This is a genomic window from Erythrobacter litoralis HTCC2594, from assembly GCF_000013005.1.
GTDB classification, from domain to species: Bacteria; Pseudomonadota; Alphaproteobacteria; order Sphingomonadales; family Sphingomonadaceae; genus Parerythrobacter; species Parerythrobacter litoralis_A.
In genome coordinates this window covers 2242908-2268303 of record NC_007722.1, presented here as the reverse complement: position 1 = coordinate 2268303, position 25396 = coordinate 2242908, and the positions used below count along the sequence as shown (strand labels likewise).

23 protein-coding genes and 1 tRNA gene are annotated in these 25396 nt (G+C 63.1%); 14 read left to right on the top strand and 10 right to left on the bottom strand.

Annotation, left to right across the window (positions count from 1 at the left end):
• Nucleotides 1-13 precede the first annotated feature (13 nt).
• The 3 genes from EL2594_RS11025 to EL2594_RS11015 all read left to right on the top strand — a co-directional run bounded on the left by EL2594_RS11025 (nucleotide 14) and on the right by EL2594_RS11015 (nucleotide 4851).
• The gene (locus EL2594_RS11025; RefSeq protein WP_049762497.1) at nucleotides 14-958 is read left to right on the top strand and encodes an XdhC family protein; all 945 of its coding nucleotides are present in this window, start codon (nucleotides 14-16) and stop codon (nucleotides 956-958) included.
• Nucleotides 951-1511, top strand: a complete 561-nt coding sequence (locus EL2594_RS11020; RefSeq protein ID WP_011415157.1) for a nucleotidyltransferase family protein — start codon at nucleotides 951-953, stop codon at nucleotides 1509-1511. Before EL2594_RS11025 ends, EL2594_RS11020 begins: the two co-directional genes overlap by 8 nt.
• A gap of 76 nt (nucleotides 1512-1587) precedes the next feature.
• Nucleotides 1588-4851: an amidohydrolase family protein gene (locus EL2594_RS11015; protein ID WP_011415156.1), complete on the top strand. Its 3264-nt coding sequence runs from the start codon at nucleotides 1588-1590 to the stop codon at nucleotides 4849-4851.
• Nucleotides 4852-4854: 3 nt separating this feature from the next.
• On the opposite strand, the gene EL2594_RS15755 is transcribed toward EL2594_RS11015, so the two are convergent.
• From EL2594_RS15755 to EL2594_RS11000, 3 genes are all read right to left on the bottom strand, one after another.
• Nucleotides 4855-5814, bottom strand: coding sequence for a GGDEF domain-containing protein (locus EL2594_RS15755; RefSeq protein ID WP_011415155.1), 960 nt, complete (start codon nucleotides 5812-5814; stop codon nucleotides 4855-4857).
• Nucleotides 5815-5960: 146 nt separating this feature from the next.
• Nucleotides 5961-6623, bottom strand: a complete 663-nt coding sequence (locus EL2594_RS11005; protein ID WP_011415154.1) for a helix-turn-helix domain-containing protein — start codon at nucleotides 6621-6623, stop codon at nucleotides 5961-5963.
• Between the two features lie 69 nt (nucleotides 6624-6692).
• Nucleotides 6693-7385, bottom strand: coding sequence for a queuosine precursor transporter (locus EL2594_RS11000; protein ID WP_011415153.1), 693 nt, complete (start codon nucleotides 7383-7385; stop codon nucleotides 6693-6695).
• Between the two features lie 168 nt (nucleotides 7386-7553).
• Here EL2594_RS11000 and EL2594_RS10995 point away from each other — a divergent pair, with 168 nt between their 5' ends.
• The 4 genes from EL2594_RS10995 to EL2594_RS10980 all read left to right on the top strand — a co-directional run bounded on the left by EL2594_RS10995 (nucleotide 7554) and on the right by EL2594_RS10980 (nucleotide 14330).
• Nucleotides 7554-8903, top strand: a complete 1350-nt coding sequence (locus tag EL2594_RS10995; RefSeq protein ID WP_011415152.1) for a NupC/NupG family nucleoside CNT transporter — start codon at nucleotides 7554-7556, stop codon at nucleotides 8901-8903.
• Between the two features lie 10 nt (nucleotides 8904-8913).
• A complete protein-coding gene (locus EL2594_RS10990) occupies nucleotides 8914-9843 on the top strand; it encodes an isopenicillin N synthase family dioxygenase (RefSeq protein WP_011415151.1) in 930 nt (309 codons plus the stop codon).
• Nucleotides 9844-10081: 238 nt separating this feature from the next.
• Nucleotides 10082-13480, top strand: a complete 3399-nt coding sequence (locus tag EL2594_RS10985; protein WP_011415150.1) for a TonB-dependent receptor — start codon at nucleotides 10082-10084, stop codon at nucleotides 13478-13480.
• A gap of 127 nt (nucleotides 13481-13607) precedes the next feature.
• Complete coding sequence (locus EL2594_RS10980; protein ID WP_011415149.1) at nucleotides 13608-14330, top strand: energy transducer TonB; 723 nt, start codon at nucleotides 13608-13610, stop codon at nucleotides 14328-14330.
• A 12-nt stretch (nucleotides 14331-14342) separates the two neighbouring features.
• On the opposite strand, the gene EL2594_RS10975 is transcribed toward EL2594_RS10980, so the two are convergent.
• Genes EL2594_RS10975 through EL2594_RS10965 form a run of 3 tightly spaced genes read right to left on the bottom strand, consistent with a single transcriptional unit; the run spans nucleotide 14343 to nucleotide 16680 of the window.
• On the bottom strand, nucleotides 14343-14645 hold the full coding sequence (locus EL2594_RS10975) for a polyhydroxyalkanoic acid system family protein (protein ID WP_011415148.1): 303 nt from the start codon (nucleotides 14643-14645) through the stop codon (nucleotides 14343-14345).
• The gene (locus EL2594_RS10970) at nucleotides 14642-15448 is read right to left on the bottom strand and encodes a hypothetical protein (protein WP_011415147.1); all 807 of its coding nucleotides are present in this window, start codon (nucleotides 15446-15448) and stop codon (nucleotides 14642-14644) included. The genes EL2594_RS10975 and EL2594_RS10970 overlap by 4 nt, the downstream gene beginning before the upstream one ends.
• The gene (locus EL2594_RS10965; RefSeq protein WP_011415146.1) at nucleotides 15448-16680 is read right to left on the bottom strand and encodes a toxic anion resistance protein; all 1233 of its coding nucleotides are present in this window, start codon (nucleotides 16678-16680) and stop codon (nucleotides 15448-15450) included. Before EL2594_RS10965 ends, EL2594_RS10970 begins: the two co-directional genes overlap by 1 nt.
• A gap of 179 nt (nucleotides 16681-16859) precedes the next feature.
• Between EL2594_RS10965 and EL2594_RS10960 the strand changes: the two genes are divergently transcribed.
• Nucleotides 16860-17705 carry a hypothetical protein gene (locus EL2594_RS10960; RefSeq protein ID WP_155806045.1) on the top strand — a complete coding sequence of 282 codons (846 nt, stop codon included), beginning with the start codon at nucleotides 16860-16862 and terminating at the stop codon, nucleotides 17703-17705.
• A 13-nt stretch (nucleotides 17706-17718) separates the two neighbouring features.
• Here the strand turns inward: EL2594_RS10960 and EL2594_RS10955 are convergent, their stop codons facing one another.
• Nucleotides 17719-19452: a fatty acyl-AMP ligase gene (locus tag EL2594_RS10955; protein ID WP_011415144.1), complete on the bottom strand. Its 1734-nt coding sequence runs from the start codon at nucleotides 19450-19452 to the stop codon at nucleotides 17719-17721.
• 129 nt (nucleotides 19453-19581) lie between these two features.
• Here EL2594_RS10955 and EL2594_RS10950 point away from each other — a divergent pair, with 129 nt between their 5' ends.
• The 4 genes from EL2594_RS10950 (at nucleotide 19582) to EL2594_RS10935 (ending at nucleotide 21638) form a co-directional block, all read left to right on the top strand.
• Nucleotides 19582-20142 (top strand): regulatory protein RecX, encoded by a 561-nt coding sequence (locus EL2594_RS10950; protein ID WP_011415143.1) that lies wholly within the window; start codon nucleotides 19582-19584, stop codon nucleotides 20140-20142.
• Nucleotides 20139-20630: a DUF192 domain-containing protein gene (locus EL2594_RS10945; protein WP_011415142.1), complete on the top strand. Its 492-nt coding sequence runs from the start codon at nucleotides 20139-20141 to the stop codon at nucleotides 20628-20630. The genes EL2594_RS10950 and EL2594_RS10945 overlap by 4 nt, the downstream gene beginning before the upstream one ends.
• A gap of 64 nt (nucleotides 20631-20694) precedes the next feature.
• Nucleotides 20695-21117 carry an NADH:ubiquinone oxidoreductase subunit NDUFA12 gene (locus EL2594_RS10940; protein WP_011415141.1) on the top strand — a complete coding sequence of 141 codons (423 nt, stop codon included), beginning with the start codon at nucleotides 20695-20697 and terminating at the stop codon, nucleotides 21115-21117.
• On the top strand, nucleotides 21099-21638 hold the full coding sequence (locus tag EL2594_RS10935; RefSeq protein WP_041685283.1) for a DUF2155 domain-containing protein: 540 nt from the start codon (nucleotides 21099-21101) through the stop codon (nucleotides 21636-21638). The genes EL2594_RS10940 and EL2594_RS10935 overlap by 19 nt, the downstream gene beginning before the upstream one ends.
• Here EL2594_RS10935 and aat read toward each other — a convergent pair.
• On the bottom strand, nucleotides 21563-22252 hold the full coding sequence (aat, locus tag EL2594_RS10930; protein WP_041686023.1) for a leucyl/phenylalanyl-tRNA--protein transferase: 690 nt from the start codon (nucleotides 22250-22252) through the stop codon (nucleotides 21563-21565). The two genes, EL2594_RS10935 and aat, sit on opposite strands and share 76 nt — an antisense overlap.
• 121 nt (nucleotides 22253-22373) lie before the next feature.
• On the opposite strand from aat, the gene EL2594_RS10925 reads away from it, so the two are divergent.
• Nucleotides 22374-22449: transfer RNA gene (locus EL2594_RS10925), tRNA-Trp, on the top strand.
• A 126-nt stretch (nucleotides 22450-22575) separates the two neighbouring features.
• Entirely contained in the window at nucleotides 22576-22725 is a 150-nt protein-coding gene (locus EL2594_RS15530) for a hypothetical protein (RefSeq protein WP_011415138.1), read from the top strand.
• 348 nt (nucleotides 22726-23073) lie between these two features.
• Here EL2594_RS15530 and EL2594_RS10920 read toward each other — a convergent pair whose 3' ends face one another.
• Together EL2594_RS10920 and EL2594_RS10915 are read right to left on the bottom strand one after the other, a co-directional pair.
• Nucleotides 23074-23640: a M23 family metallopeptidase gene (locus tag EL2594_RS10920; protein WP_011415137.1), complete on the bottom strand. Its 567-nt coding sequence runs from the start codon at nucleotides 23638-23640 to the stop codon at nucleotides 23074-23076.
• Nucleotides 23641-23843: 203 nt separating this feature from the next.
• A complete protein-coding gene (locus EL2594_RS10915) occupies nucleotides 23844-25361 on the bottom strand; it encodes an alanine/glycine:cation symporter family protein (RefSeq protein WP_011415136.1) in 1518 nt (505 codons plus the stop codon).
• Nucleotides 25362-25396: the final 35 nt, after the last annotated feature.

The window sequence follows — 25396 nt, the reverse complement described above, 5'->3', positions numbered from 1 at the left end:
GCACGGCTGAGCCTTGGATTTTGCGCGAGAACTCCGATTTCTCAAGGACCGTCACTTGCAGGGTCAGGCGACGGTGCTGGTCACAGTCTGTGCCGTGACCGGCTCCTCCATGCGCAATCCCGGCACGGTCATGGGGGTGGCCGAAGACGGCAGTTACCAGGGATCGCTTTCAGGCGGTTGTATCGAGCAGGCGGTGGTCGCAGAAGCGCGCGCAGCGCTCGACGCCGGGACGCCTCGGATCGTGCGGTTCGGCGCGGGCTCGCCCTATCTCGATATCAGGCTACCCTGCGGCGGCGGGCTCAACATCCATTTCCAGCCTTTGTCCAACGGAGCTCTGGCTGAAGCCTGCCTTCACAGCATTGAGCAGCGGAACCCGTTCGCAATACGATTGGATGACGACGGTGCGCATCATGTCGCAGGCTGGCATGGCAACGCCTTTGATGGTGCCAGCGGCACAGGCACGTTCAGCTATTGGCCCGCCCCGAAGATCGCGATCCTCGGCCATGGCGCGGGCGTGGAGGCTCTCCACCGGCAGGCACGGGCAATACGCTGCCGGGCCGCCATCTTCACGCCCGATGAGCAGATCGTGGCCGAGCTGCAATCTGCAGGCGCGGAGGTGGCGCTGCTGGCCCGCACCGATCAGACCGAAGATCTGCACAGCGATCCGTGGACCGCCTTCGCATTTCTTTTTCACGACCACGACTGGGAAGTGAAACTGATGCAGCGGGCGCTGGAATTGCCGCACTTCTACATCGGGGCAATGGGCGGACGACAGGCACACGCAGCGCGCCGTGAAGCTCTGGCGGATGGCGGCGTAGAGGAGGACGCGATCGATACCATCCGCGCGCCAATCGGGCTGTTCCACTCCTCACGCGATCCCGATACGCTGGCGCTGAGCGCGCTGGGCGAGATCGTCCGAACCTACCAGCAAACCGATTTCGAGGCTGCGCGTGGCTAGCGTGCCGCCTGTCGCGGTGGCTTTGCTGGCGGCTGGCCTGTCGCATCGCTTCGGCGTGACCGATAAGCTCGCGGCCCCATTTCGCGGCAAGCCGCTGGGTTTGCATGCTGCTCACACTCTGGCGGGATTGCCGTTCGCCCATCGCTGGATGATCGTCCGCTCCGCCGAGCAATCGGTCGACGATGGGTTTACGGGCGTGATCAATCCCGATGCTGCGCAAGGGATGGGCACCTCCGTTGCGCTTGCTGCGCGCATGGCAGAGGAAGTCGAGGCGGAGGCCCTACTGATCGCGCTCGCCGATATGCCGCTGGTTCCAGCCGTCCACTTTGCCGAATTGCTCGAACGCGCATCGCCCGAAGCCATTCTCGCATCGCACAATGGCACGTCGCCATCACCGCCCGCACTTTTCGGCCGCAAGCACCTTGCAACGCTGCGAAAGGTATCCGGCGACGAGGGGGCAAGGATGCTGCTCAAGTCGGCTGAAATTGTGTCCTGCGATCCAGCATGGCTGGTCGATATCGACACGCCCGAGGCTTTGCAGCGCCACGGCTAACGTTCGTCGAACCCCATTGGCATCGGCTGGCGGGCTGCCTAAGACCGCGACCAGAGAAAATGAGAGGACTGCCCCGATGAGAACCGTCTCCGCCCTGCTGGCCACTACCGCTTTTATCCTGATGCCGGTGACGGCTTCCGCTCAGGAGGAGCCGCCTGCCGAAGAGCCCTTGATGGATGAGAGCCCCGCGCCGTTGGCCGACAGCGCAGGCGAGGAAGATGCTGGCAGCGACAAGTGGGATGTCAACGCGCCGAAGGGTGCCACCATCCGGCAGGTCCCGATCCGCACCGACGAAGGCACCTGGATGGATGTCGACGTGTCGCCGGACGGCCGGACCGTGGCGTTCTCGCTCCTCGGTGACATTTACACCATGCCGATTTCCGGGGGAACGCCCACGCGCATTGCCGAAGGCCTTGCGTGGGAAGTGCAGCCGCGCTTTTCGCCCGACGGCAGCCGCATCGCGTTTACGTCGGACCGCGGCGGCGGCGACAATATCTGGCTGATGCGCACCGATGGGTCGGACAAGAAGGCGCTGACGAAGGAAGACTTCCGGCTCATGCACCAGCCGACCTGGTCACCCGATGGCCAATTCATCGCAGCGAAGAAGCACTACACCACCGGGCGCTCGCTCGGAACCGGCGAGGTGTGGCTCTATCACGTCTCGGGCGGCGGCGGCGTGAAGCTGGTCGAGCGGCCTAGCGAAACGCACCAGAAGGAACTGGGCGAGCCGATTTACGCGCCGGATGGCTCGGGTATCTATTTCACCCGCAACGATACCTCCGGCCCGATCTTCGAATATGCTCAGGACTCCAACGCAGGAATCTTCCGGATCGAGAAATACGACCTGGAGAGCGGCGAGCGCACCACCGTGGTGGACGGTTTCGGCGGTGCAGTGCGACCGACGCCCTCGCCCGATGGCAGCGCGATCGCTTTCGTCCGGCGCGACAAGGACAATTCGCAGCTCTGGATCAAGGAATTCGCCAGCGGCGAAGAGCGCATGCTCTATGCCGATCTCGATCGCGATGTGCAGGAGACCTGGGCGGTGACCGGGGTCTATCCCAACATGGACTGGACGTCCGATAGCCGCAGCATCGTGTTCTGGTCGGGCGGCAAGCTCAACCGGATCAATCGCGACGGGTCGGGATTTACGCAAATCCCGTTCAGCGTGAACGACACGCGCGGCATCGCCGATGCGCCGCATCCCATCATCCCGGTTGCGTCCGATACGTTCACCACCAACATTCCAAAATTCGCGACCGTCTCGCCCGACGGTCGCCGGGTCGTGTTCGAGACGCTGGGTAAGCTCTACGTCAAAAATGTCGGCGGGGGTCAGCCGCGCCGTCTTACATCGGGCAGCGCTATCGAAGCATGGCCTGCCTTCAGCCGCGATGGGCGAAGCCTCGCCTTCGTGCGATGGACCGATGACGGGCTAGGCGAGATCGTCGTCGGCGATGCCAACGGTGGCAATCTGCGGACTGTCACCCGGCAGCCCGGACACTACGCCAGCCCCAGGTTCTCGCCTGATGGCCGAACCATCGTGTTCGAAAAGCGCAGCGGCGGCTTTTTGACCGCACCGGAATATTCTGCCGATCCCGGTATTTACCGCGTCTCGACAAGTGGCGGGACACCGCAGCTTATCTCGCGCAACGGCGCGGCGCCGCAGTTCGGGGCCGATAACGACCGCGTTTTCATGGTCGAAGGCGGCGAAGGTGCTTCGCTGGTATCGACCGACCTTAGTGGCGAGGCCAAGCGCACCCACGCCAAGGGCGAACTGGCCAACGATTTCCAGGTTTCTCCCAACGGCAGGCTGGTTGCCTTCCGCCAGAATTACGAAGTGTTCGCCATGCCACTTATGCCCGGCGGGCAGGCGGTCAATGTCGGCGAGAAGGGCGGACCGCTGCCAGTCACCAAGGTCAGCAACGATGGCGCGGACTATATCGGCTGGTCCGGCGGCGGCGATACATTGACCTGGACGATGGGGCCGACGCTCTATCGTGCTTCGACGGCGAATCTCTTTGCCGACGGTCCGGGAGGGGATAGCGCCTACACGCCTCCGACGCAGGGCGTCTCGCTGGCTACCACCCAGCGCGCGGCCAAGCCGAGCGGGACAGTCGCGATCACCGGCGCGCGACTGCTGACGATGGCAGGTGATGGCGCGGGCGCAATCGACAATGGCGTTATCGTGATCGAAGGCGACCGGATCGTTGCAATCGGCGCGGCAAGTGAGGTGCGGGTACCCCCCGGCGCGACGGTGGTCGATGCGGAGGGCAAGACGATCATGCCCGGCCTAGTCGATGCCCACGCTCACGGCCCGCAGGGCACGGGTGACCTCATTCCCGAGCAGAACTGGGTCCAGGTCCAGCAACTCGCCATGGGCACGACGACGATCCACGATCCCTCGTCCAGCGCGAGCACGATCTTTGCCGCGAGCGAGCGACAGCAGTCGGGCACCTTGCTCGGCCCCCGCATCTTCTCGACCGGGGAGATCATCTACGGAGCGAAGGCGCCGAGCGTCTATGCGCGGATCGACAGCTACGAGGATGCGCAGGCGCATGTGAAACGGATCAAGGCGCAGGGCGGCATTTCGGTGAAGAATTACAACCAGCCCCGCCGCGAACAGCGCCAGATGGTCGTGCGCGCGGCTGCCGAAGAGAACATGCTTGTCGTCGCCGAGGGCGGCTCGCTGTTCGGTATGGACATGAACCTGATTGCCGACGGCAATTCCACCGTTGAGCACAATGTCCCGGGCGAGTTCTTCTACGAGGATGTGCTGCAGTTCTTCGGCCAGAGCCAGACCAACTACACGCCGACGCTCACGGTCACCTATGGCGGCCTCGCGGGCGATCCCTACTGGCGGCAGGCGACCGACGTTTTCGACAATCCGCTGCTTGTGCACACGCCGCCCAAGCTTTTGCTGGCGCAGACCGCGCGGCGGACCAAGGCACCCGAATGGGCTTTCGTCGACGACGATGCCGCGCGCGAGGCGAAGAAACTCGCCGACCGCGGGGTGAAGGTGAGCATCGGCGCGCATGGCCAGCAGGCGGGCATTGCGGCGCATTGGGAGATGTGGAGCTTCGTGCGGGGCGGGATGAGCCCTGTCGAGGCCTTGCGCGCGGGAACCATTGTCCCGGCGCAATCGCTCGGCATGGATCGCGACATCGGCAGCCTCGAAGTCGGCAAGCTCGCCGACCTGATCGTGCTCGATGCCGACCCGAGCGCGGATATCCGCAATTCGGACGAGATTGCGCAGGTCATGCTCGGCGGGCGGCTCTACGATGCCACGACCATGAACGAGGTCGCGACGGGCACCAGCACCCGCAAGCCCTACTTCTGGGAGTAAGGATCAGCCCGCGCGGCGCAGTTGCGGAAATCCGGTCGAAGCCGCTCGGCTCGCGACAGCGCGCCGCGGGCGGCTGTCGCGTTCGAGAACCGGACGGGTGCTGCTTCCCGCCTTGCCGAGAAACATCGCCATTTCGGCGCGGCGCAGGGTGTCTTCCGGCCCGGTGCCGATCTCCGCGATCCCGACAGTGGCCGACAGCGTGAGGCGCGATTTGCCCGCCGGCAGGTCGCCGGCGAACACGTCCTGTGCTTGCCGCGTTAGTGCGCTCGCTTCGCGGTCGTCCGTATCGAGGAGCAGTACTGCGAATGTCGCATCGCCGATCCGCGAGATCGTGTCGCCGGTGCGCATCACGGTGCGCAGAACTTCCGCGAAGCCGCACAGCACCTGATCGCCGACATTGTGTCCCAGCCGGTGGTTGATTGCGCGCAGGTGATCGACCCCGAACAGCGCGAGGCATCCGCCGGGCCCGCTCCCACTCACATGGTCGAGCATCGAATCGAAAGCGACGCGATTGGTCAAGCCGGTGAGAGGGTCGGTCATACGGGCGGCGAAGAGCTTGTCTTCGAGCGTCCGGCGCTCGTGAATATCCCTGAGTACCGCCAGCACGCTCGCTGCGCCGGCTTTGTTTCGTGCCGGAACCAGGCGGAGCGAAAACCAGCGCCACGACTCGCCCCCACAGGTCAGGCGGACCTCGATCCAACCCCTGTCCGCGTTACCCGCTGCGGCTAACGCTAGTTCGGATCCGACAGCTCTCGTGTGGCCCTCTACGACCAGATCGGAGAGGCGCGGCGCGATAAGGAGGCGCGAATGGCCGTCCGAGCCCTGCGATCCGAAGGTCTCGAGTGCCCGCGACGACGAAAGTATGAAGCCTTCCGCGTCGAGTTTGAGAAGGATATCCGATCTTAAGCCCGAAGAAAGATCAAGAAATTGCGCAAGGTCCCCTGCTGAAAACCGCAGCCCCATCCATTTTGCCCCATATTTACGATATCCAAATATAGAATTCGGATATATTTATTATCTTACCTGTTAGTCGACTTAACTAAATCCCCTAAATTTAGAATCGACTTGACTGGTATTAACTATAAAAGAGAAATTTGAGAACCCTTGGCTCACAAATCTATCGAAATTCGGACCTGTTGCGGCGTGCAACCATAGGCTTTGGCGATCATTTCGCGTGTCTCTGCAATGGCGTGCTCGGCCTGGCTGGTGTCGCGACCCGTCGCCAGTTCGATCTCGCTGACCCCAAGAACTTCCGCGATCGCCGAGATGCGGCTGGCGACCGGCTGGGAGCGGTCGTGCTCCCACGCCCACACCGTCGGCTTGCTGACGCCTAGCTCTTCCGCCACCTGCGCAAGGGTCAGGCCGCGCTCCTGGCGCATGGTGGCGAGCCGCTTGCCCAAAGATGCCCGGTCGATTCCGGGCGGAAGGATGGCCGCATCGGGCTGCGCGATGGCGCTCTTCAACTTGGCGGCACTCAGCGCCTTCTGCGGCAGCGGCTCGACGAAGCGCGCGCCGTAGAGCGTTTCGCTGCGCCACACGATCTTTGCGTCGGTCGGCCCGACATCCGGAAGGTCGATGGCGAGTTCCTCTCCGACCTCGAAGTCGACCGGGCTTTCGATCATCAGTCCGCCGACGGAAATATTGTGCAGGCGCAGGCTGGCGGTTTCGCCCCCGGTGCGGATGCCTTCGGTCAGCAGGCGAACGAAGCGGCGCGGCTCGTTGCGCCCGGCTTCCTCGCTGGCATTGTCGTCGATCACGCCGGGAATCGCCACGCTTGCATCTCCTTCAATTGAGGAGGCAGGCTCGGACCGGCAGAGTTAAGACCGGGTTAGGAGGTGCGCTTAACGCGGGTGAGTTGCCCTCGCATCGAGCCAGCGCGCGGCGGCGACACCCCCGGTGATGAGGAACGGCACGAGCAGGAAGCTGAGCGCCACCTTGGCCAGCACCTGCCCGATCAGCAGGTTGGTGATGTCGAACTCCCCGTAGAAAGCGAGCGTCACGAAGATGACCGAGTCTATCGCCTGGCTCAGCGCCGATGCGATGGCCCCGCGGATCATCAATCCCGCCGTGCCACCCTTGCCGTTGCCGCGCAGGCGATCGAAGATCCACACGTTGAGCAATAGCGACACGAGATAGGCCACCGGCCCCGATGCCACCACGCGCCAGAACTGGCCGTGGACCATCTCGAATGCTTCCAGCGCCCCCGGCCGCCCTTCGATCATCTCCGGCGAGGCTGGCAGGGCAAGGACGAGCGTCATCAACCCGATAGAGAAGGCGAGGGGCAGGAAGCCCCACCAAACGATCCTGTTGGCGAGTTCCTTGCCGTAGAGCTGTGCGATCGTGCTGGAAATGACAACCAGCAGGAGGAAAGCGAAGATGCCGGATTCGACCGCGAGGTCGGTCGGCCAAAGCCGCGATTGCTTGTAGGCCAGCACCCCGGCGAGCACTGTCATTCCGCCATAGAGCAGTGTGAATACGAAAAGGCCCAATGGCATGCGGATGGCGGCACTGCCGGATGCGGTCGCGTCTGTCATGGCGGACGCATAAGCAAGGTTGTGCGCGAGGGAAAGCGGCAAGGGCGATGTTCCCACCGGCGGCAATCCCTAGGGCGATAGCCGCCTCGACCGGACCGGACTCGTTTGACTGCGCGCTCCGGAGCGGCAAAGGGGGGCAGCGAGTCGTTTGGTTACGAAAGAAACTGCATGCCGCCCTTCGTCATGAGCCTGGCCGGGATCGCCGCGATCCTTGCCATCGCCTTCCTGCTGTCGACCGGAAAGAAGCGGATCAAGCTGCGCGTCGTTGGCGCGGCATTCGCGCTGCAGGCGATCATGGCGTTGCTGGTCCTGCGCACGCCGTGGGGCGTCACCGCGATCCAGTTCCTCTCCGACGGCGTCATCGCGCTGCTCGATTATTCCAAGATCGGGATCGAGGCAATTTTCGGTCCGATGGGGGACAACCCCTTCACCAACACTTTCGTCATCGCAGCCCTGCCGGTGATCGTGTTCTTCGCCGCAATCGTGTCGATCCTCTATCACTGGGGCATCATGCAGCGACTGGTGCGCTGGGTCGGCGGGGCGATCGGCTGGATTACCGGCATCAGCAAGGTCGAGGCACTCGGCAGCGCGGCCAATATCTTCGTCGGCCAGTCCGAAAGCCCGCTGGTAGTGCGGCCCTATCTCGCAGCGCTGACGCCGAGCCGCCTGTTCACCCTGATGAGCGTCGGCATGGCCGGCGTCGCCGGCACGATCCTCGCCGCCTATGCCAGTTTTATCGGGGCCGAGGCGGTGCCTTTCCTGCTCGCAGCCGCCTTTATGTCGGCACCTGGCGGGATCCTTATGGCGAAGATCATCATGCCGGACGATGACAGCGTGCTGGCACGCGACGCGGCCGAACTCTCCGGCGTCGATCCAGAAGGCGAAATCGTGCTGCCCGCCGCGCGCATCAGCGCCGAAGGGCCCGCGGCCCTGACCGAGAGCGGCAAGCCGCATGAAGTGGAAGTCGCGGAAACGTTCGAGGAAGGGCACAAACCCGCCAACGTCATCGAAGCCGCTGCGCAAGGCACGCAGACGGGCGTGAAGCTGGCGGTCGCGGTCGGTGCGATGGTGATGGTCTTCGTGGCGCTGGTAGCGCTGGCCAACGGCATCCTTGGCGGGATCGGCAGTTGGGTCGGCTATCCCGACGTCAGCTTCCAGCAGCTCATCGGCTATGTCTTCGCGCCGGTCATGTTCCTGATCGGCATCACCGACTGGAGCCAGGCGCAGGTTGCCGGCGGCCTGTTCGGCACCAAGATCGTGCTCAACGAATTCGTCGCCTTTATCGACCTCGGCGCCATGACGGCGGGCGAGTTGACTGACCGTAGCCGCGCTATCGTCACCTTCGCCCTCTGCGGCTTTGCCAACTTCAGCTCCATTGCGATCCAGATGGCGGTCACCGGCGGTCTTGCGCCGAACCAGAGGCCGGTTATCGCCAAGCTCGGTCTCAGAGCGCTCGCCGCCGGCTCGCTGGCCAACCTGATGAGTGCCGCCTTGGCGGGCCTGTTCCTCCCTTACTAAGATAAGTGCCATGACCGACATTGCTTCCGTTTCACTCGACCAGCCGCTCGAAAGCATCGCCGGCGAGCTTGGCGCGTCTTTCTCCGAATTCGGCTTTGCCATCGTCAAGGATCACGGCATCCCGCAGGATCTGATCGACCGGGCGGAAGAGATGTCGAAGGCCTTCTTTGCGCTGCCAACCGAGACCAAGCTCAAGTACAAGATCGAAGGCGCCGGCGGGGCACGCGGCTATACGCCGTTCGGAACCGAAAAGGCCAAGGATGCGAAGGTCCATGACCTGAAGGAGTTCTGGCACGTCGGCCGCTCGCTGCCCGCCGATCACGAACTGGCCGAATATATGGCACCCAATGTCTGGCCTACCGAAGTCGACGGCTTCGAAGAGACCTTCGAAGCGCTCTACGCGGCGTTCGAACAAGCCGGCCTGCGCGTGCTGGAGGCGATTGCCATCCATCTCGGGCTGGAGCGCACCTTCTTCGAAAAGACGGTCGAGGACGGCAATTCGGTCATGCGCCTGCTGCGCTATCCGCCGCTTGAAGGCGAAGAAGCCGAGGGCGCGATCCGCGCCGCCGCCCATGGCGACATCAATACCATCACGCTGTTGCTGGGGGCCGAGGAGGCCGGGCTCGAACTGCTGACGAAGCAGGGCGAGTGGTTGGCGGTAAACCCGCCCCCGGGCGCGCTGGCGGTAAATATCGGCGATATGCTCGACCGGCTTACCAACGGCAAGCTGCGCTCGACGACGCACAGGGTCGTCAACCCGCACGGCGAAGCGGCCTATCGCGCGCGCTATTCGATGCCGTTCTTCCTGCATTTCCGGCCCGATTTCATCATCGAGCCGCTGGAATCCTGTTCGGAATCCGTGACCGGGAATACGCCCCAGCCGGCGATCTCATCGCACGACTTTCTCCTGCAGCGCCTGCGCGAGATCAATCTGGCCTGATCCTGCGCCCTTGATCGGCCTGTGCATAAGAATAAGAGCGCTTGTTGCAATGCAGCAACACCACATAACCCTCTGAAAAACTTTACACTTTTCATGACACTGGTGTGACGCTGCCACAGCCCTGCAGGACTGTCATATTTCTGTAACGCGATCACCCTTTGGCGATGCTCATACCGGTGCGAAGAATCGCCGGGTCTGGGAAAATTCGTTCAAACGAGCATCTCCGAAGGGGTTATCCATGAAGCTCAAGTATCTTCTTGCAGCCAGCGCTGCGGGCCTGACGACTGCAGTCGTCCTGCCGGCGCCGGTCGCCGCACAGCAAATTACCTCGGGTGTCGAAGGCACCGTTACCGACGACACCGGCACGCCGCTGGCTGGCGCGACAGTTGTCGTCACCGACACGCGCACCGGCCAGTCGCGCACGCTGACTACGGGCGCCGACGGTTCGTTCCGCGCCACTTCGCTGGTTCCCGGCGGCCCCTACACCGTCACCGCAACGGCTGCCGGTTACGAAGGCCAGACTATCGAAGACCAGTTCATCAACATCTCGGGCAACACCGATTACACCTTTACGCTGAACGATGCGTCCGCAGGCGGCGACAACCTCATCGTCGTGACCGCCGAGCGCGTGAACGTGCAGCAGCTCGCTGTCGGTCCGGGCACGGCCTTCGGCGAAACCACGCTGGAAAGTTTCCCGAGCATTTCGCGCGACGTGCGCGACATTATTCGCCTCGACCCGCGTGTCAGCCTTGAGCGCGACAATGAGGTCGACCGCATCTCGTGTCTCGGCGGTAACGACCGTTCGAACACCTTCACCGTCGACGGTATCGTCCAGGCGGATGTATTCGGTCTCAACGGCACGCCGTTCGCAGCGCGTAATTCGCTGCCGCTGCCGTTCGATGTGGTCCGCGAGACCTCGGTCGAATTCGCGCCGTTCGATGTCGAATATTCCGACTTCACCGGTTGTCTCGTGAACGTCGTCACCAAGTCGGGTACCAACAAGTTCTCCGGATCGGCCTTCTATACCTTCTTCAACGACGATCTGCTCGCCGATACCATCATCGATGGTGATGGCGTCGAGCAGCCGCTGTCGTCGGGCAGCGAGAAGCGCTGGGGTGCTACGCTGGGCGGTCCGATCATCCCCGATCGCCTGTTCTTCTATCTCGGTTACGAAGAGACCGATCTCGGCGATGCCAACGATTTCGGCCCGGCCGGCGGCGGTTTCGCCAACGAAGCCGAGTTCGTGACGCAGGCACAGTTCGACCAGTTCGCGCAGATCGCAAGCTCGGTCTACGGCCAGGACGTAGGCGGCTATCCGCGCACCCTGCCGGAAACCAGCGTCCGCTATTTCGGCCGCATCGACGCCTACATCACCGACGATCACCGCCTCGAAGCGACCTACCAGCGTCTCGAGGAATCGAACGTGGAAAGCGATTTCGGACCGGACAACCTTACCGGCCTCAACTCGTTCGAGGACGAAGGCACGATCTCGGACTATTACTCGGTCCGCCTGTACTCCGAATGGAGCGACAAGATCAGCACCGAGGTTCGCTTGAGCCGTTCCGAAGTGGGCGACATCCAGGGCCCGGTTGGTTTCGGCGAGGCCCAGGCGGCTAACCCGACTGTCCGTCTGGCCGTTGGCGTGACCGGCCCGACCGGCGAAAACGGCATCCTCAGCACCGGCCCGGGCATCTTCCGTTCGGCCAACCAGCTCGACACGAAGATCGACCAGGCCAAGCTGCAGATGAACATCAATGGTGGCGACCACCAGTTCAAGATCGGTGCCGAAGTCAACGATCTGGAAGTGTTCAACCTGTTCGCCATCAACGCGACCGGTACCATCTTCTTCCGGAACCTGACCGATTTCCAGAATGGCGTGATTGCGCCCGGCTTTTTCTCCAGTGTCTTCGGCAGCGCCGACGATCTGGCGAATGGCGCGCTGGGTGGTGCGACCATCGCAGCCACGCCGACCGGCGACATCAACGAAGCCGCTGCAACCTTCAAGCGGACGATCTGGTCGTTCTATGCCCAGGACGAGTGGCAGGCGACCGACCAACTGAGCATCACTGCCGGCCTTCGCGCCCAGTTCTACTCGGGTGACGCGCCGCGTCACAACCCGCAGTTCGAAGCGCGCTACGGCTTCACCAATGCCAACAGCTTCGGCAAGCTCGATACCGTCCTGCTGCCGCGCCTCGCCGCTACCTATGAATTCGACAACACCGGGTTCTTCTCGAACTCGCGCGTTACCGGCGGTGTCGGCATGTTCTCGGGCGGCGATCCGGTCGTGTATTTCTCCAATGCGTTCTCGAACAACGGCTTCTCGACCGGCAACGGCGAAAGCTTCGATTGCGCGGTGGTACCGACCAGCGTCGTTTCGGGTGGTCAGTTTACCGGCTTCCCGGGCTGCGTCGCAGCACTCGGTTCGGCCCAGGCGGCAGCGGGTCTCTCCGACACTCAGTCGACCGATCCCGACTTCGACGTGCCGACCGTGGTGCGCGCGAATGTCGGCTTCGCGACCGACTTCGGTGCAGAGAGTGGCTTCTTCAGCGACTGGCGCCTGAATGTCGATTACATCTACTCGCGGTTCAACGACACGCTGAACTTTGTCGACCTGTCGCAGACTCCGGACATCCGGCGCGGTCTCAACGGCTTCACCGTCGACGGTCGCCCGATCTATGCGGCGATCGATCCCACGGCAGCCGGCTGTAATGCGGTTCTGCAGGGTACAGGCGGCACGCCGCCGGTGTGGTCGGGCGTCACCCCGGCATGCTTCAACACCCGCCGGGACGACGAGATCCAGCTGACCAACGGGCCGAGCTACGAAAGCCACATCGCGTCGGTGCTGCTGTCGAAGAACTTCAATCGCGGCATCTTTACCGAAGGCGGCAGTATCGGCCTCCGCCTTGGCTACGCTTTCACGGATTCGAACAACAACCGCAACGTCGGCTCGTCGACCGCCACCTCGTCCTACGACGTTTCGGCAGCCTTCGACCGCCAAAACCCGGCCGTCTCGACTTCGAACTACGAAACGCGTCACAATATCACCGCTTCGGTTTTCTTCCGCGAAGAATTCTTCGGTGACTATCAGACGTCGCTCGGCGTGTTCTTCCGTGCGCGCTCGGGCCGTCCGTACAGCCTGACCTTCGACGGTGGCGGCGTGTTCAACGACAGCTCGTCGGGCACCGACAACGCACTGCTGTACATTCCGTCGGGCGCGGGCGATCCCAATGTGTCGCCCTCGAGCGATCCGGCTGCGGTGCAGTCGCTGATCGACTACGTCGGCACCACGAACTGCAAGTTCACCCCGGGCCAGAGCATCGAGCGCAACACCTGCAGCAACCCTTGGCACTACGATCTCGATCTACGCTTCAGCCAGGAGCTGCCCTTCATCGGCAGCCTGACGGGACTCGTGAACGATCGGATCGAGCTGTTCGCCGACTTCGACAACTTCCTGAACCTCATCGACTCGAGCGCAAACCGCCTCAAGTTCCAGAGCGAGTTCACCGATGTCGTCGATGGCGGAGTGGATGCCCAGGGTCGCTACATCATCTCGGGCTTCCGTCCGGACGACGACCAATTCGTGGCAATTTCCAGCTCGGCCTGGAAGATCCAGGTCGGCGTTCGCTACGAGTTCTGATCGCTAGCGTTCTTCGCTGAACAGTTTGGCGGCGGCTTCCCTTGTGGAGGCCGCCGCTTTTCGTTGCGCCCTTTTCACACGCCGACTTGCGCGGCACTATCGTGCAAATCTAAGAGACGCGGCAGCGATGGCACAGAGCGGCAAATTCTCGACCACACGGCGCAGGCCGAGCGTGCCGGTGATCATCCTGATCGCGCTGCTGCATCTGCTATTGTTCTACGGTCTGCTGCGGGCGCTCGCGCCGGACCTCACCGCACAGGTCGAAGACACCGTGTTTTCCTCGATCTCCGTGACCGTCACGACACCGCCGGAGGATTTGCCCGAAGCGCCGCCCGAACCCGACGAGGGTGCCCAGGGCGATCCGGGCCGCGATGCCGTACCCAAGCCAACATCCGCGCCCACGCCGCCCGTTCGGGTGCGCGAGGATCGCCCGGCCCCGCGCGTTGCGTCGACGGGGACGCAGGACCGGTCGGGCGCAACGCAGTCAGGCGACGGGACCGGCGCTGCGGGCTCCGGACTCGGCACCGGTGCGGGCCGCGGCGGCAGCGGTCGTGGCGGCATTGCAGTGACCAAGCCCAAGCTTATCAGCACGATCACCGATGCCAGTGCATTCCCGATCCCGCCTGGCGGGCGCAATGCGCGGATCGGCGAGTCGGTCGATGTCCGGCTCGGCGTCGGCGCCGATGGCCGCGTGACCAGTTGCAGCATCTATCGCGCGAGCCCTTTCCCCGCGACCGACGCAAAGGTGTGCGAACTGTCCTATTCGCAAATCCGCTTCGAACCGGCGCGGGACGCCAATGGCGATCCTGTGGCGTCGACTTTCGTCTATCGCCAGCGCTTCTTCAATTAAGGCCTGGGGGGCTCAATCCTTCGCGAGCAATTTCTGGCCCTGGTCCTGCATCGCGCCGGAAATGACCGGCTCCATGAACGAAAGCAACGGCGGCAGCGTTACCTCGACGATCATGCGATGATCCTCGATATCGACCGAGCCGACGAGATCGTGGCCCATCGCCTTGATGGTCATGTTCATGCGGTCTTCGCTCGGCCAGTCGGTGATGACTTCCGCCATCGGGCCGGGAATGTGGTCGGCCATTTCATGGCTGCGCTCTCGCAGACGCCGGCGGACCTCTTCCTTGGGCAGTTCGTGCGGGATCGGGACTTTCATCGGCTGGCTGTCTTTTCCTTGTCGAAATCGGGCAGCGGCACGCCGTAGTCGGCCTGTTCGCCTTCGACGCCTTCACCGTATTTGTAGTCGAGATAACGGTGCTTGATGGCGAGGTCGTCGATCGAACCCTGCGCCAGCTTCCTTGTGATATGGTCGATCTCGTTGCTGATCTTCTGCAGGCCTTCGGTGATCTGCTCCTCGGGCGAGGTCTCACCGCGCTTCTCGCGCTGCAGGTGGCGCGGGATGTTCTTGTAGCTATCGACCATGTCGGGCAGCGTTTCGCCGACCAGCTTGCGAATATCGCGCGCGGTTTCATGCTCCGCCGGCACTCGCTGGAGCTGGTAGGACAAATTGTCGAGCCGGTCGCCCAATTGCTCGATCACCCGGTTGGCGCTGCGCGGAAGGAAGCGTTGCTGTTCCTCCAGCCACATCTCGGTGCGGGTGACGAGACGCTCAGGGTCGCTGACTTTGAGATCCGCGCGCTGGGGCGTTTTCACCTTGGGGTAGCTGCCGAAGATATAGGCCGAAACCAGCACGCCCAACGCCGCCATGATGACGCCGGTAAAGCCGATCCCGTTAACCACCAGTCCGGCGACCGAGGCAGCGGCGAGGATGCCGATGACCGCCATGGCGAAATACTTGGCGCGCGTAACCAGGTTCTTGCGCTTCGCCCGGGCCGAATGCGTGCCGATCGAATGCTGGCGCCGGTGTCGCCCGCCCTTGCGATTGTCGTCGCGCACGCGCCGCGCATCTTCGAGGATGCGGTCGCTGCGGCGGGAATAGGATTTGTATTCGTCGCTCATCAGCCCTCCAGCTCAAGCAGCGACGGTTCCGACGTGGCGAGCTTGGACTGCGCCTGCGACTGCCCCTCGGCGCGGGCGATGTAGCCCTTCGACTTCTCGACTTCTTCGGTCAGCACCGTGACGGTCTCCTTCATGCTGGAGAGCGCGCGGACCTTGAACTCGTCCACTTCGTCCATCGTATCGTAGATGTTCTGGAAGGCGCGCTGCAGCGTTTCCAGCGGAATCGTGCTGCTGGCGGCCTGCTCGTGGATCTTACCCGTCTGTTCGCGCAGCATGGTGCTGGTGCTATCGATGATCCCGGCAGTGGTGTCGTTGAGCGCGGTGATCTGCTGCAGGACCAGCCGCTGGTTGGTCATCGCCTCGCTGACGGTGACTGCGGTGCGCAACGCGCCGACGGTCGTGGTGCTGGCGCGGTCGACGCCCTTCACCAGCTCGACATTGTTCTTCTTGACGAGGTCGAGCGCGAGATAGCCCTGCACGCTGACCGCCATCTGGGTCAGCAGGTCTTGCGTCCGCTGCCGGACGTAGAACAATGCCGTCTCGCGGATCGCCTTGGCCTTGGCCGGATCGGTCGCGTCGAGTTCGGCGGCCTTTTCTTCCAGCCGATCGTCGAGTGTCTGCGAGATGTGGATCATCTGTTCGAGATTACCCATCGCTTCCCACAGCTTGGTGCGTTCGACGTCGATCGCGGCATTGTCCATCAGCAGCTCATCCTTTCCATTGGATAGCTTGGCGAGGATTTGCTGGATATGCGTTTGCGCGCTCTGATAGCTGCGGAAGTAGCTCTTGATCTTGCTGCCGAAGGGAATGATCCCGAGCAGCTTGCGCGGGCCAGTGAGATTGCCGCGCTTGGATGGGTCGAGCTCTTCGACGACGGTGCGAAGTTCGGCGAGGTTTGCGCCGACGCCTTCGTCCTGGTCCATCGCGCGGACCGGGCGGTCGAGAAAGCGGTTGGAATGCGCCGCCGCGGCCATGATTTCCTTGCGGCCCATATTGGTGATCTGGTCGACCTTCTTCCCGAATTCGGGCGAATTGGCATCGATCGACACGAGATCGGTCACGAAGCCGTCGACCTTTTGGGCCAGCTTGGACTTCTGCTCTTCGGTGACCGGGACAAGTCCGGCAGCCTTCTCCGGCGCGACCTGCGGTACGGGATCGGGCGGCGTGAGGTCGAAATCGGTAGCGGTCTTGGTCGCGGTATGTGTCGCGTTGTCAGTCGTTGGGGTCGCCATGGCTGCGAGAGTGCTCCTTCAGCAACTGTATTAGGTGTCTAAGACACGAAGTTCAAGTGACCGGCCTGCGGCTCGTCGAGTGCTGTCGGAAGTCTGCCCGATCTGCCGTGGTGCGTCCATCCTTTCCTTCGCCGTTCCCGCGCGATAGGCTAGCGGCCTTCGTCCGGGGAGAGGATGACATGAAAAGACGTGCGGCGGGCCTATTGGCCCTTGCCGGATGCATCGCGGCACCGGCGCAAGCCCAGGGCAGCGAAGGTGAATTCGCGCGCCAGCTGCTGCCGCAATTGCAGGCGGCGTTTCCGGGTGCCGAACTGGCCATCGGCGCGGACGATCCGTTGCGGGTCGATGTGACCGGCATGGAAGGCTGGGATGATGCGACCATCAATTTGCACCGCATCTACGGCTTCTGCACCACGGCGAGTGCCGACGAATGCACTGCGATCGCGAGCGAGTACGTCGCCAATATCTCCTACCGGCCGCCGCCGCCCGGGCGCGCCGACTTGCGCGTGCTGGTGCGAGACGCACGCTACATGGCCAATATCCGCGAGAATTTCGGGGCGAAGGGATCACTGCCCTACCACCGGGCGATCGGAGACGATCTGTTCGCCATCCTCGCCTTCGACAGCCCGGAGACGATCATGCTGGCGATGCCCGCCACAGTTGCCGAACTGGGCCTGAGCGAGGCCGAAGCATGGAAGGTCGCGCGCGAACAGACCGCCTCGGGCTTGCCCCCGCTCCCCGACGGGACCGCCCTGCGCAGCAATGCGACTCTGTTCCAGGACTATGATTACCTGCCGAGCATGCTGGCCGACCTAGAGGCCTGGGCGCCAATTGCCGCCGCCGCTGGACCGGACCTGTTGGCCACCGCCGTGTCGGACAGCGCAGTCTTCATCGGCGTCATGCCGAGCGGGCCGATGCTCGATGGCTTCCGCATCACGGTCGAGGAAGACTGCGCGGCGCAGCCGCGCTGCGTCAGCCCGCATATCTATCGCTTCCGCCAAGGCAAATGGGTGATCGCGCAGTAGGCTCCCTCGCCGGTCAGGCGGCCAGATCCAGCGGCTGGATTTCACCCGAGAGGTAGAGCTTCTTGGCCTTGGCGCGGCTCAGCTTGCCTGAGCTCGTGCGCGGCAGGGTTCGCGGCGGCACCAGTTCGACGACGCAGCTTGTTCCGGTGACGGCCTGCACTTTTTCCTTGATGACACTGTGCAGCTTGGCCCGTTCCTGCGGATCGGACACGCGGCAATGGACCAGTACGGCGGGGGCTTCCTCGCCATTCTCGGTCTCGAGCGAGAATGCGGCGATGTCCCCATGATTGAAGCCGGGGAGCTGTTCGACGGCCCATTCGATATCCTGCGGCCAGTGGTTCTTGCCGTTGATGATGATCATGTCCTTGGCGCGACCGACGATGAACAGGTAGCCATCGGCCATGTAGCCCATGTCGCCGGTGTCGAGCCAACCATCCACCAGGCAATCGTCGGTAGCTTCGGGATCGCGGAAATAGGAATGCATGACGCTCGGCCCGCGGCACCACACTTTGCCGATCTGGTGGTCGCCCTTGACCTCGTCACCGGGCCCGCGGATCTCGACGTCCATGTCGGGCAGTGGCTTGCCGCAATTGACGATCGCACGATACCGCGCCGGTTTGCTGAGATCGCGATGCTGGCCCGACAGCCGCTCTTCCTCGACCAGCTCGACCCTGATGCCTTCGCCCGGCGGCATGACCGTCACTGCCAGCGTCGCTTCGGCAAGGCCGTAGCTGGGCGTGAACGCGCTGGCCTTGAATCCGGCAGGCGCGAAAGCGTTGACGAAGCTTTGCATCACGTCGGGCCGGATCATGTCCGCGCCATTGCCCGCGAGCCGCCAGCGCGAGAGGTCGAAACGTTCGTCGACATGGCTTTGGCTGGAGATGCGGCGAGCGCAGATGTCGTAGCCGAAGGTGGGCGAATAGCTCATGGTCTGCCCGGGATTGCGGGTAATCATGTCGAGCCATGCCAGCGGGCGGCGGGCGAAGTGCTCGGTCTTGAGATAATCCGAGCTGACCTGGTTGCCGACCATCGACAGGAAACAACCGACCAGGCCCATGTCGTGATACCACGGCAGCCAGCTTACCCCGCGGTCGCCTTCGCCGATATTCATGGTGATGGCGTGGCCCGAGAGGTTATGCAGCAGCGCGCGGTGCGTGACGGCGACGCCGGTCGGGAAGCGGGTCGAGCCGCTCGAATATTGCAGGTAACAAATATCGTCGGGCGTGATCTCCGGAAATTCGCAATCCGGCGCATCGCGTTCGGCAAAGCTGGTCCAGTCCGCACCCTTGCAGCCCTGCTTGGCGACTGCTTCTTCGGCCATTTCCGCTATTTCGGGCGGGTAAAACAGAAAGGCGGGGTCGCTGCTTGAAAGCTGAACGCCCAGCTGTTCGACATAGCTGCCCTTGCCGCCGAAGGTCGTGGGCAGGGGCAGGGGCACCGGCCAGGCACCGACGTAGACGCAAGCGCAGAACATCGCGGTGAACTCCGGCACGGTCTCGGCGATCAGCGCGACCCGGTCTTCCTTTTCGACCCCGGCGGCGACCAGGCGACGGGCCATCTGCAGGGCGTCTTCGCGCATCTGGCGATAGGGATATACGCGCTCCAACTGGCCACGCATATCGTGGAAGTTCATGCCCTTCTCGCTGCGCGCGGCGTAGTCGATGGCTTCGGCAAAGGTGTCGAAATCCGACCGACGGCGCGGCAGCGGGCAGTCGATGGGTGTCGGTGTCAGCGTCTGATCAGTCATATTTTATGCGAAACCCGTGTGATTACGCGCACTTAGGCGCATCCTGTCCCTGAGCGCGGGGCAATTTGATGTCTTTGCACCGTCATATTATTTTCCCATTTGAAAAGGACTGTGGCACGAATATGGCCAATGGACGAGCCTCCACCATCCAAACGTCGCAGAAAAAAGCCGCCTCGCCCGCTTGACGAGACCCGGCTGAAGGATCTGGCGCTGGCTTACGTGGCGCGGTTTGCGACCAGTGCCGGCAAGCTCGAGGCCTATCTCAAGCGCAAAGTGCGCGAGCGTGGGTGGGACGGCGAGAGCGATCCCGATATTGCCACCGTCGTCGCGCGTTATGTCGAGCTCGGCTACATCGACGATACGGCCTTTGCCCGAGCCAAGAGCAATGACCTGCTGCGCCGCGGCTACGGACCGCGCCGGATCGGCCAGGCCCTGCACCAGGCGGGGATAGACGAGGAAACCCGCGATGAGGTTGGCGCCAGCGCCTTCGACGCCCGCGAAGCCGCACTGCACATGGCGCGCAAGCGGCGGTTCGGCCCGTTCGCGCTGCAATCCGTCGATCCGGCCATGCGCGAGAAGCATCTTGCGGCGATGATCCGGGCGGGCCATGGCTTTGCCGAAGCGAAGGCCGTGCTCGATGCGGCGAGCGAGGATGAGGCGGAAGAATGGGTGCGCGAAGCATGCGAATGAGAAAAGCTCTGTCCGGAATTGCGGCCGCGATCCTGATGGCGTGCTCGCCGCAGGCCGGGGCCGATACCGCCGTTGCCGCGAGCGAGACACAGGACGCAGCTACGACCCATCCCGTATCGGGGCTGGAAGTGGTGCCGCTAACGGTGACGAGTGGCGACACGGTGCACCGCTTCCGCGCCGAAGTCGCCGATACGCCCGAAGCGCAAACGCGCGGGCTGATGTTCCGCACCGAACTCGGGCCGGACGAAGCGATGATCTTTCCGCGCGACGATCTGCGGCCGGCGCGCTTCTGGATGAAGAACACGCCGATCCCGCTCGATATCATTTTCATCGGTCCGGACGGGCGGATCGCCAATATCGCGGCGATGACCACGCCCTACTCGCTCGACGGCGTTGAGTCCGAGGGCGCCGTCAGTGCGATCCTCGAGATCGCCGGCGGTCGTGCGGCAGAACTGGGGATCGCGTCGGGCGATGCCGTGGCCTGGTGAAGTCGGAGGCGGGAAAAGTTGGCGCTTGGCCAGCCCCGCCTGATCGGCTAATCGGCCCTTCGCGATGAGCATTCTCGGAAAGATCTTCACCTGGTGGGATGGCGCGACCATCGGCACCCAGCTGTTCACGGCGCGTCGGGGCGAACATGTCGGCACCGATGCGCAGGGCAACAAGTATTATCGTTCGAAGAACAAGCGGGACGATCTGCCCACCGGCGGATCCTACACCGGCCGGGAGCGTCGCTGGGTTATCTACAACGGTGCCAACGATGCCAGCCGCGTACCCGCCGAATGGCACGGCTGGCTCCATGGGGCCTTCGAGGATGTGCCCGAAAGTTTCCTCCCGCCGCCCAGGATCTGGGAGGTGGACTACACCCCCAATGCGACCGGTACGCCGCAGGCCTATCGCCCGCAGGGTGCACTCGAACGCGGCGGAAAACGCGCGGCTGCGGTCGGCGACTACGAAGCATGGAGCCCCGGCGACTGACCGTGCGCGGCTTCCGACCAATATGGTGTTTGGCGGCCCCGGCGCTCGTGCTGGGTGCGTGCAGCAGCGAACCCGAAGCGCCGGAAGCCGTCGAGACGGATATTCCCGAAGAGCTTCGGCAGGATACCGGCACTCGTGCCGCGCCCGATGTGAGCGGGGCGACCCCGATGGAAGAGCGTGTCGCGACGCTGGGTCTGCTCAACAAGCGCAACAATATCTCGCAGGACCTGGAAATGAGCCCGGGCGAATCGCGCCGGATCGGCGACATCATCGTCCGTCTCTCGGCCTGCGAGCGCACCGCGCCGTGGGAAATGCCGCAAGAAACCGGCGCATTCGTGCAGGTCCTGGTCGAAGGCAAGGGCGAGGATGAAGGCGAGTGGCGCAAGATCTTCTCGGGCTGGATGTTCCAGCGCTCGCCCAGCCTCAATGTCGTCGAGCATCCGGTCTACGATGTCTGGGTCAAGGATTGCGCGATGAGTTTTCCGGGTGAATCGGGCGCTTCCGCCAGCAGCGAATCGTAGGCTTGCTTTAGCGAGCGCGGCTGCGAACCACTCGCAGCCTCCAGTTTCTGCAGATAGTCCGCCTGCGGCAGTTCGACCGCACCGAGCGAGGCGAGGTGCCCGGTCATGAACTGGCAGTCGAACAATTCGCATCCGGCCCGCTCCAGCAAAGCCATGAGCCACGCCAGCGCGACTTTCGAAGCATCGCGCTCGCGGCTGAACATGCTCTCGCCGCAGAACACGCGGTCGAAAGCGACGCCATAGACGCCGCCGACGAGCTCCCCGTCCTGCCAGCATTCGATCGAATGCGCATGGCCTGCGGCGTGGAGATCCCGATAGCTGGCGATGATGCGTTCGCTGATCCAGCTCTCCGGATGGTCGGGCCGCGGCTCGGCGCAGCCGCGCACCACGGCTTCGAAGTCGCGATCGTAGGTCACCGTGAAGCGTTCGCGCCGCAATGTCCGTGCGAGCGAGCGTGAACAGCGGAATCCGCCGATCGGGATGATTGCGCGGTCGCGCGGCTCGACCCAGAACACTTCCTGGTCGTGCCGACTGTCGGCCATCGGGAAAATGCCGTTGCGATAGGCGAGCAACAGCAGGTCCACCGGAATGGCATATGGGCGCGGCGCATGCATGGCGCGCGCAATATGCCATCGCCAAGCCTGCACTGTCATGTGGAAATGCGACAATCGCGCGGCGATGCGATTCCACGCTTGCCTAGCGGCCCCGCTATGCCCTAGAGCGCGCCACCGCTGCAGGGGTGTAGCTCAGTTGGTAGAGCATCGGTCTCCAAAACCGAGGGCCACGGGTTCGAATCCTGTCACCCCTGCCATTTCCCACCATCGCCGCGTTAAGGATCCTGAACCTCGGACGACGTCTCGATTCAGGGAACTATCAGGCAAACCGTGCGTAGTTGTCGATGAACCGAGTAGGGTTTCGCATCGACAGGAGCACGCCAATGAGCAGTTATTCCTTCCGCAGCAGCCGGCCCGACACGTGGAGCAGCCCGCGGCCCTATAGCGACGCGAGCACGCGCTTCATGGCGCACGGTCCCATTCAATCGATGGATCAACCGACCATCTGGCAGCGCCTCTTCGGCGCGCACTGATCGTCATACCGTCAGGCGCAGGCGCGCCGATGGTCCGGGAACCCTCGCGGGAGGCGATCATTTGATAGTCGGACGGAGGGCATTGATTCATGGAGGAAACCATGTCGAACTTGTCCTACCGAAGCAGCCGCCCGGACCGCTGGGTCCAACCGCGCCCATATAGCGATGCATCGCAGCGCTTTATGAAGCACGGTCCGATCCAGCCAATGGAGCAGCCAGGATTTTTTTCGCGTTTGCTGGGTTTTAACTGAGCCACCAAGCACCAAGAGGTTCGCCAGCAAATAGGGGCCGGGACGCATAACGCGTCCCGGCCCTTTCATCGTGGCGGTGAGCATTGCGGCTTGCAGGCTAAAGCAGCGCCGGATCGGTGACCATAATCGTCCGGATCGGATATTCGCCGAATACTGCCAAGGGCGATATCCGACGCGACAAGCCGCGCCCGACGTTCAGATGGGTGCGAATTTCGAAGTGAAGGTGGGCGTCCGTCCCAATCATGCCGCTCGCGTTCCCGGAATCGCCGCAATGACCGATGTGTTCGCCCTTCGACACCTGTTGCCCGACGGCGACGTGGATTGCGTCGAGATGGCAATAGGCCGCGTACAGCGTGTCTTGAACGCCATCGTCCATCAAATCGTGAGTGAAGTGGAGGATGATCTGTTTTCCATAAGCGCCCCGCGTCCTAATTGCCGCAATCTCACCGTCGGCGATGGCATAGCAGCGGTACCTCGGCGGAGCATAAAAGTCCCAGCCCTGATGCGGTCGCTTCGAACCATCGCTGTTCCGTCGAACCATGCCGAAGGTGTTGTTCACGACCTTTCGGCGGATTATCGCGTACTTCACAGGAAAAGTCAGACCGGTCGGGAGATCGACCAGTTCACGTGGCGTATCTCGATAGAAACTCGTAAATTGTTCCATGGTCTCCCTCCCTCTATTGCGACTCTTCAAATCCCTTTTCAGTTACGAAGTCAGATATAATAAGGATTTCGCGCCGGTTCGGCGAGTCGATCTTCGTTTTATCAGATCCCCGGAGGGCGGCAGTGCCAAAAAAAGGGGCCGGGACGCTTAGCGCGTTCCGGCCCCTTCATTCTTGGTGGTGTCGGCGCCTTAGCGGCGGAGGGTTAATATTCCTCCGGCTCTTCGGGCGTATCGGCGGTGAAGGTCCTGCCCGCATCTTTCTGACCCTTGGCCAGCTTGAACACGACGCCGCTGAGCAGCGCAAGCGCCAGCAGGTTGGGCAGCGCCATTGCAGCGTTCGAAATGTCGCCCAAGCGCCAGACCAGTTCGAGGTCCTGCGTGGAGCCGATATAGATCACCACACACCACAGCACGCGCCACGCCATGTGCAGGATCTTCTCGCCGCCGCGGCTCGAGCCGGGGATACGGTCGTACATGAAGGTGATCGCGCGTTCGCCGTAATAACTCCACGTCAGCAAGGTCGTGAAAACAAACAGGATCAGCGCGGTCGAAGCGATCAGTGTACCGATCGGGATCGAGAAGATTTCGACCGGGAACGCGGCTGCGAAAGCCCCGCTGGTCATCGCGAACCCTGTGAGGTCCGAATTCCACGCATGGCGTACCGCTTCGCCGCCACCGGTAAACTGGCCTTCAACGGTCAGGATTACCAGCGCTGTCATGGTGCAGATCACTATCGTGTCGATGAAGGTGCCGAGCATGGCCATGCGGCCCTGCTGTTCGGGATCGTTGGTCTGCGCGACGGCGTGGGCGATAGCGGTCGAGCCTTGGCCCGCCTCGTTGGAGAACAGGCCGCGTGCGACACCGGCACGGATGGCGAGGATGATGGCCGCGCCGACGAAGCCGCCGGTCGCCGCCTGCGGGTTGAACGCGCCGTTGAAGATTAGCGCGAAGGTTTCCGGCAGGTCGCCGAAATTGAGGATCAGGGCGATCAGCGCCATGACGATATAGGACGCCGCCATGAAGGGAATGACCTTCTCCGCCACCGAACCGATCGACTTGATGCCGCCGACGATGACGATGAAGACGAGGATCGCGGTGATCAGCCCGCCCATCCATTCCTCGATACCGAACAGTTCGTTCATGCCGTCGGCGATTGCATTGGCTTGGATCGAATTGCCCGTGACCATGGCCGAAAACAGCGTGCCGAGGCAGAACAGGATCGCCAGCCAGGTCCATTTCGGGCCTAGGCCCATCATGATGTAGGTCATCGGCCCGCCGCGCAGCACGCCGTCGCTGGTGCGCTCACGATAGCGGATGGCGAGGCTGCCCTCTGCAAAGGCGAGTGCCATGCCGAACAGCGCGGTGATCCACATCCAGAAGATCGCGCCCGGCCCACCCAGCGCGATGGCGGTCGCGACACCGGCCAGATTGCCCGTCCCGACCTGCCCCGAGAGCGCGGTCGAAAGTGCGGCGAAGGGCGAGATTTCCCCGTCTCCCGAGCCCTTGCGTCCGGCGAACAGCCCTTTGAAGGCGCTGCCGAGCTTGACGATCGGGTAGAACTTGAGACCGACCATGATCCATAGGCCGATACCCAGCAGGACGATGGTCATCGGCGGGAAGGGGAGGACTTCCACCCCGTTCCACGTGCCGACCCAGATGAAATCGGATACGTTGGTGACTTGGTCGATCAGACTGGTCGACCCGGTTTCTGCAGCGGCCACTCTTGGCTCCCCCTCATGCGTCCCGTTTGATGTCG

What these genes read in the sequence shown, in the direction of transcription:
- EL2594_RS11015 (WP_011415156.1), top strand. Translation starts at nt 1,588, where the DNA reads ATGAGAACCGTCTCCGCCCTGCTGGCCACTACCGCTTTTATCCTGATG.
- EL2594_RS15755 (WP_011415155.1), bottom strand. Translation starts at nt 5,814, where the DNA reads ATGGGGCTGCGGTTTTCAGCAGGGGACCTTGCGCAATTTCTTGATCTT.
- EL2594_RS11000 (WP_011415153.1), bottom strand. Translation starts at nt 7,385, where the DNA reads ATGACAGACGCGACCGCATCCGGCAGTGCCGCCATCCGCATGCCATTG.
- EL2594_RS10995 (WP_011415152.1), top strand. Translation starts at nt 7,554, where the DNA reads ATGCCGCCCTTCGTCATGAGCCTGGCCGGGATCGCCGCGATCCTTGCC.
- EL2594_RS10990 (WP_011415151.1), top strand. Translation starts at nt 8,914, where the DNA reads ATGACCGACATTGCTTCCGTTTCACTCGACCAGCCGCTCGAAAGCATC.
- EL2594_RS10985 (WP_011415150.1), top strand. Translation starts at nt 10,082, where the DNA reads ATGAAGCTCAAGTATCTTCTTGCAGCCAGCGCTGCGGGCCTGACGACT.
- EL2594_RS10980 (WP_011415149.1), top strand. Translation starts at nt 13,608, where the DNA reads ATGGCACAGAGCGGCAAATTCTCGACCACACGGCGCAGGCCGAGCGTG.
- EL2594_RS10975 (WP_011415148.1), bottom strand. Translation starts at nt 14,645, where the DNA reads ATGAAAGTCCCGATCCCGCACGAACTGCCCAAGGAAGAGGTCCGCCGG.
- EL2594_RS10970 (WP_011415147.1), bottom strand. Translation starts at nt 15,448, where the DNA reads ATGAGCGACGAATACAAATCCTATTCCCGCCGCAGCGACCGCATCCTC.
- EL2594_RS10965 (WP_011415146.1), bottom strand. Translation starts at nt 16,680, where the DNA reads ATGGCGACCCCAACGACTGACAACGCGACACATACCGCGACCAAGACC.
- EL2594_RS10960 (WP_155806045.1), top strand. Translation starts at nt 16,860, where the DNA reads ATGAAAAGACGTGCGGCGGGCCTATTGGCCCTTGCCGGATGCATCGCG.
- EL2594_RS10955 (WP_011415144.1), bottom strand. Translation starts at nt 19,452, where the DNA reads ATGACTGATCAGACGCTGACACCGACACCCATCGACTGCCCGCTGCCG.
- EL2594_RS10950 (WP_011415143.1), top strand. Translation starts at nt 19,582, where the DNA reads ATGGACGAGCCTCCACCATCCAAACGTCGCAGAAAAAAGCCGCCTCGC.
- EL2594_RS10945 (WP_011415142.1), top strand. Translation starts at nt 20,139, where the DNA reads ATGAGAAAAGCTCTGTCCGGAATTGCGGCCGCGATCCTGATGGCGTGC.
- EL2594_RS10940 (WP_011415141.1), top strand. Translation starts at nt 20,695, where the DNA reads ATGAGCATTCTCGGAAAGATCTTCACCTGGTGGGATGGCGCGACCATC.
- EL2594_RS10935 (WP_041685283.1), top strand. Translation starts at nt 21,099, where the DNA reads ATGGAGCCCCGGCGACTGACCGTGCGCGGCTTCCGACCAATATGGTGT.
- aat (WP_041686023.1), bottom strand. Translation starts at nt 22,252, where the DNA reads ATGCATGCGCCGCGCCCATATGCCATTCCGGTGGACCTGCTGTTGCTC.
- EL2594_RS15530 (WP_011415138.1), top strand. Translation starts at nt 22,576, where the DNA reads ATGAGCAGTTATTCCTTCCGCAGCAGCCGGCCCGACACGTGGAGCAGC.
- EL2594_RS10920 (WP_011415137.1), bottom strand. Translation starts at nt 23,640, where the DNA reads ATGGAACAATTTACGAGTTTCTATCGAGATACGCCACGTGAACTGGTC.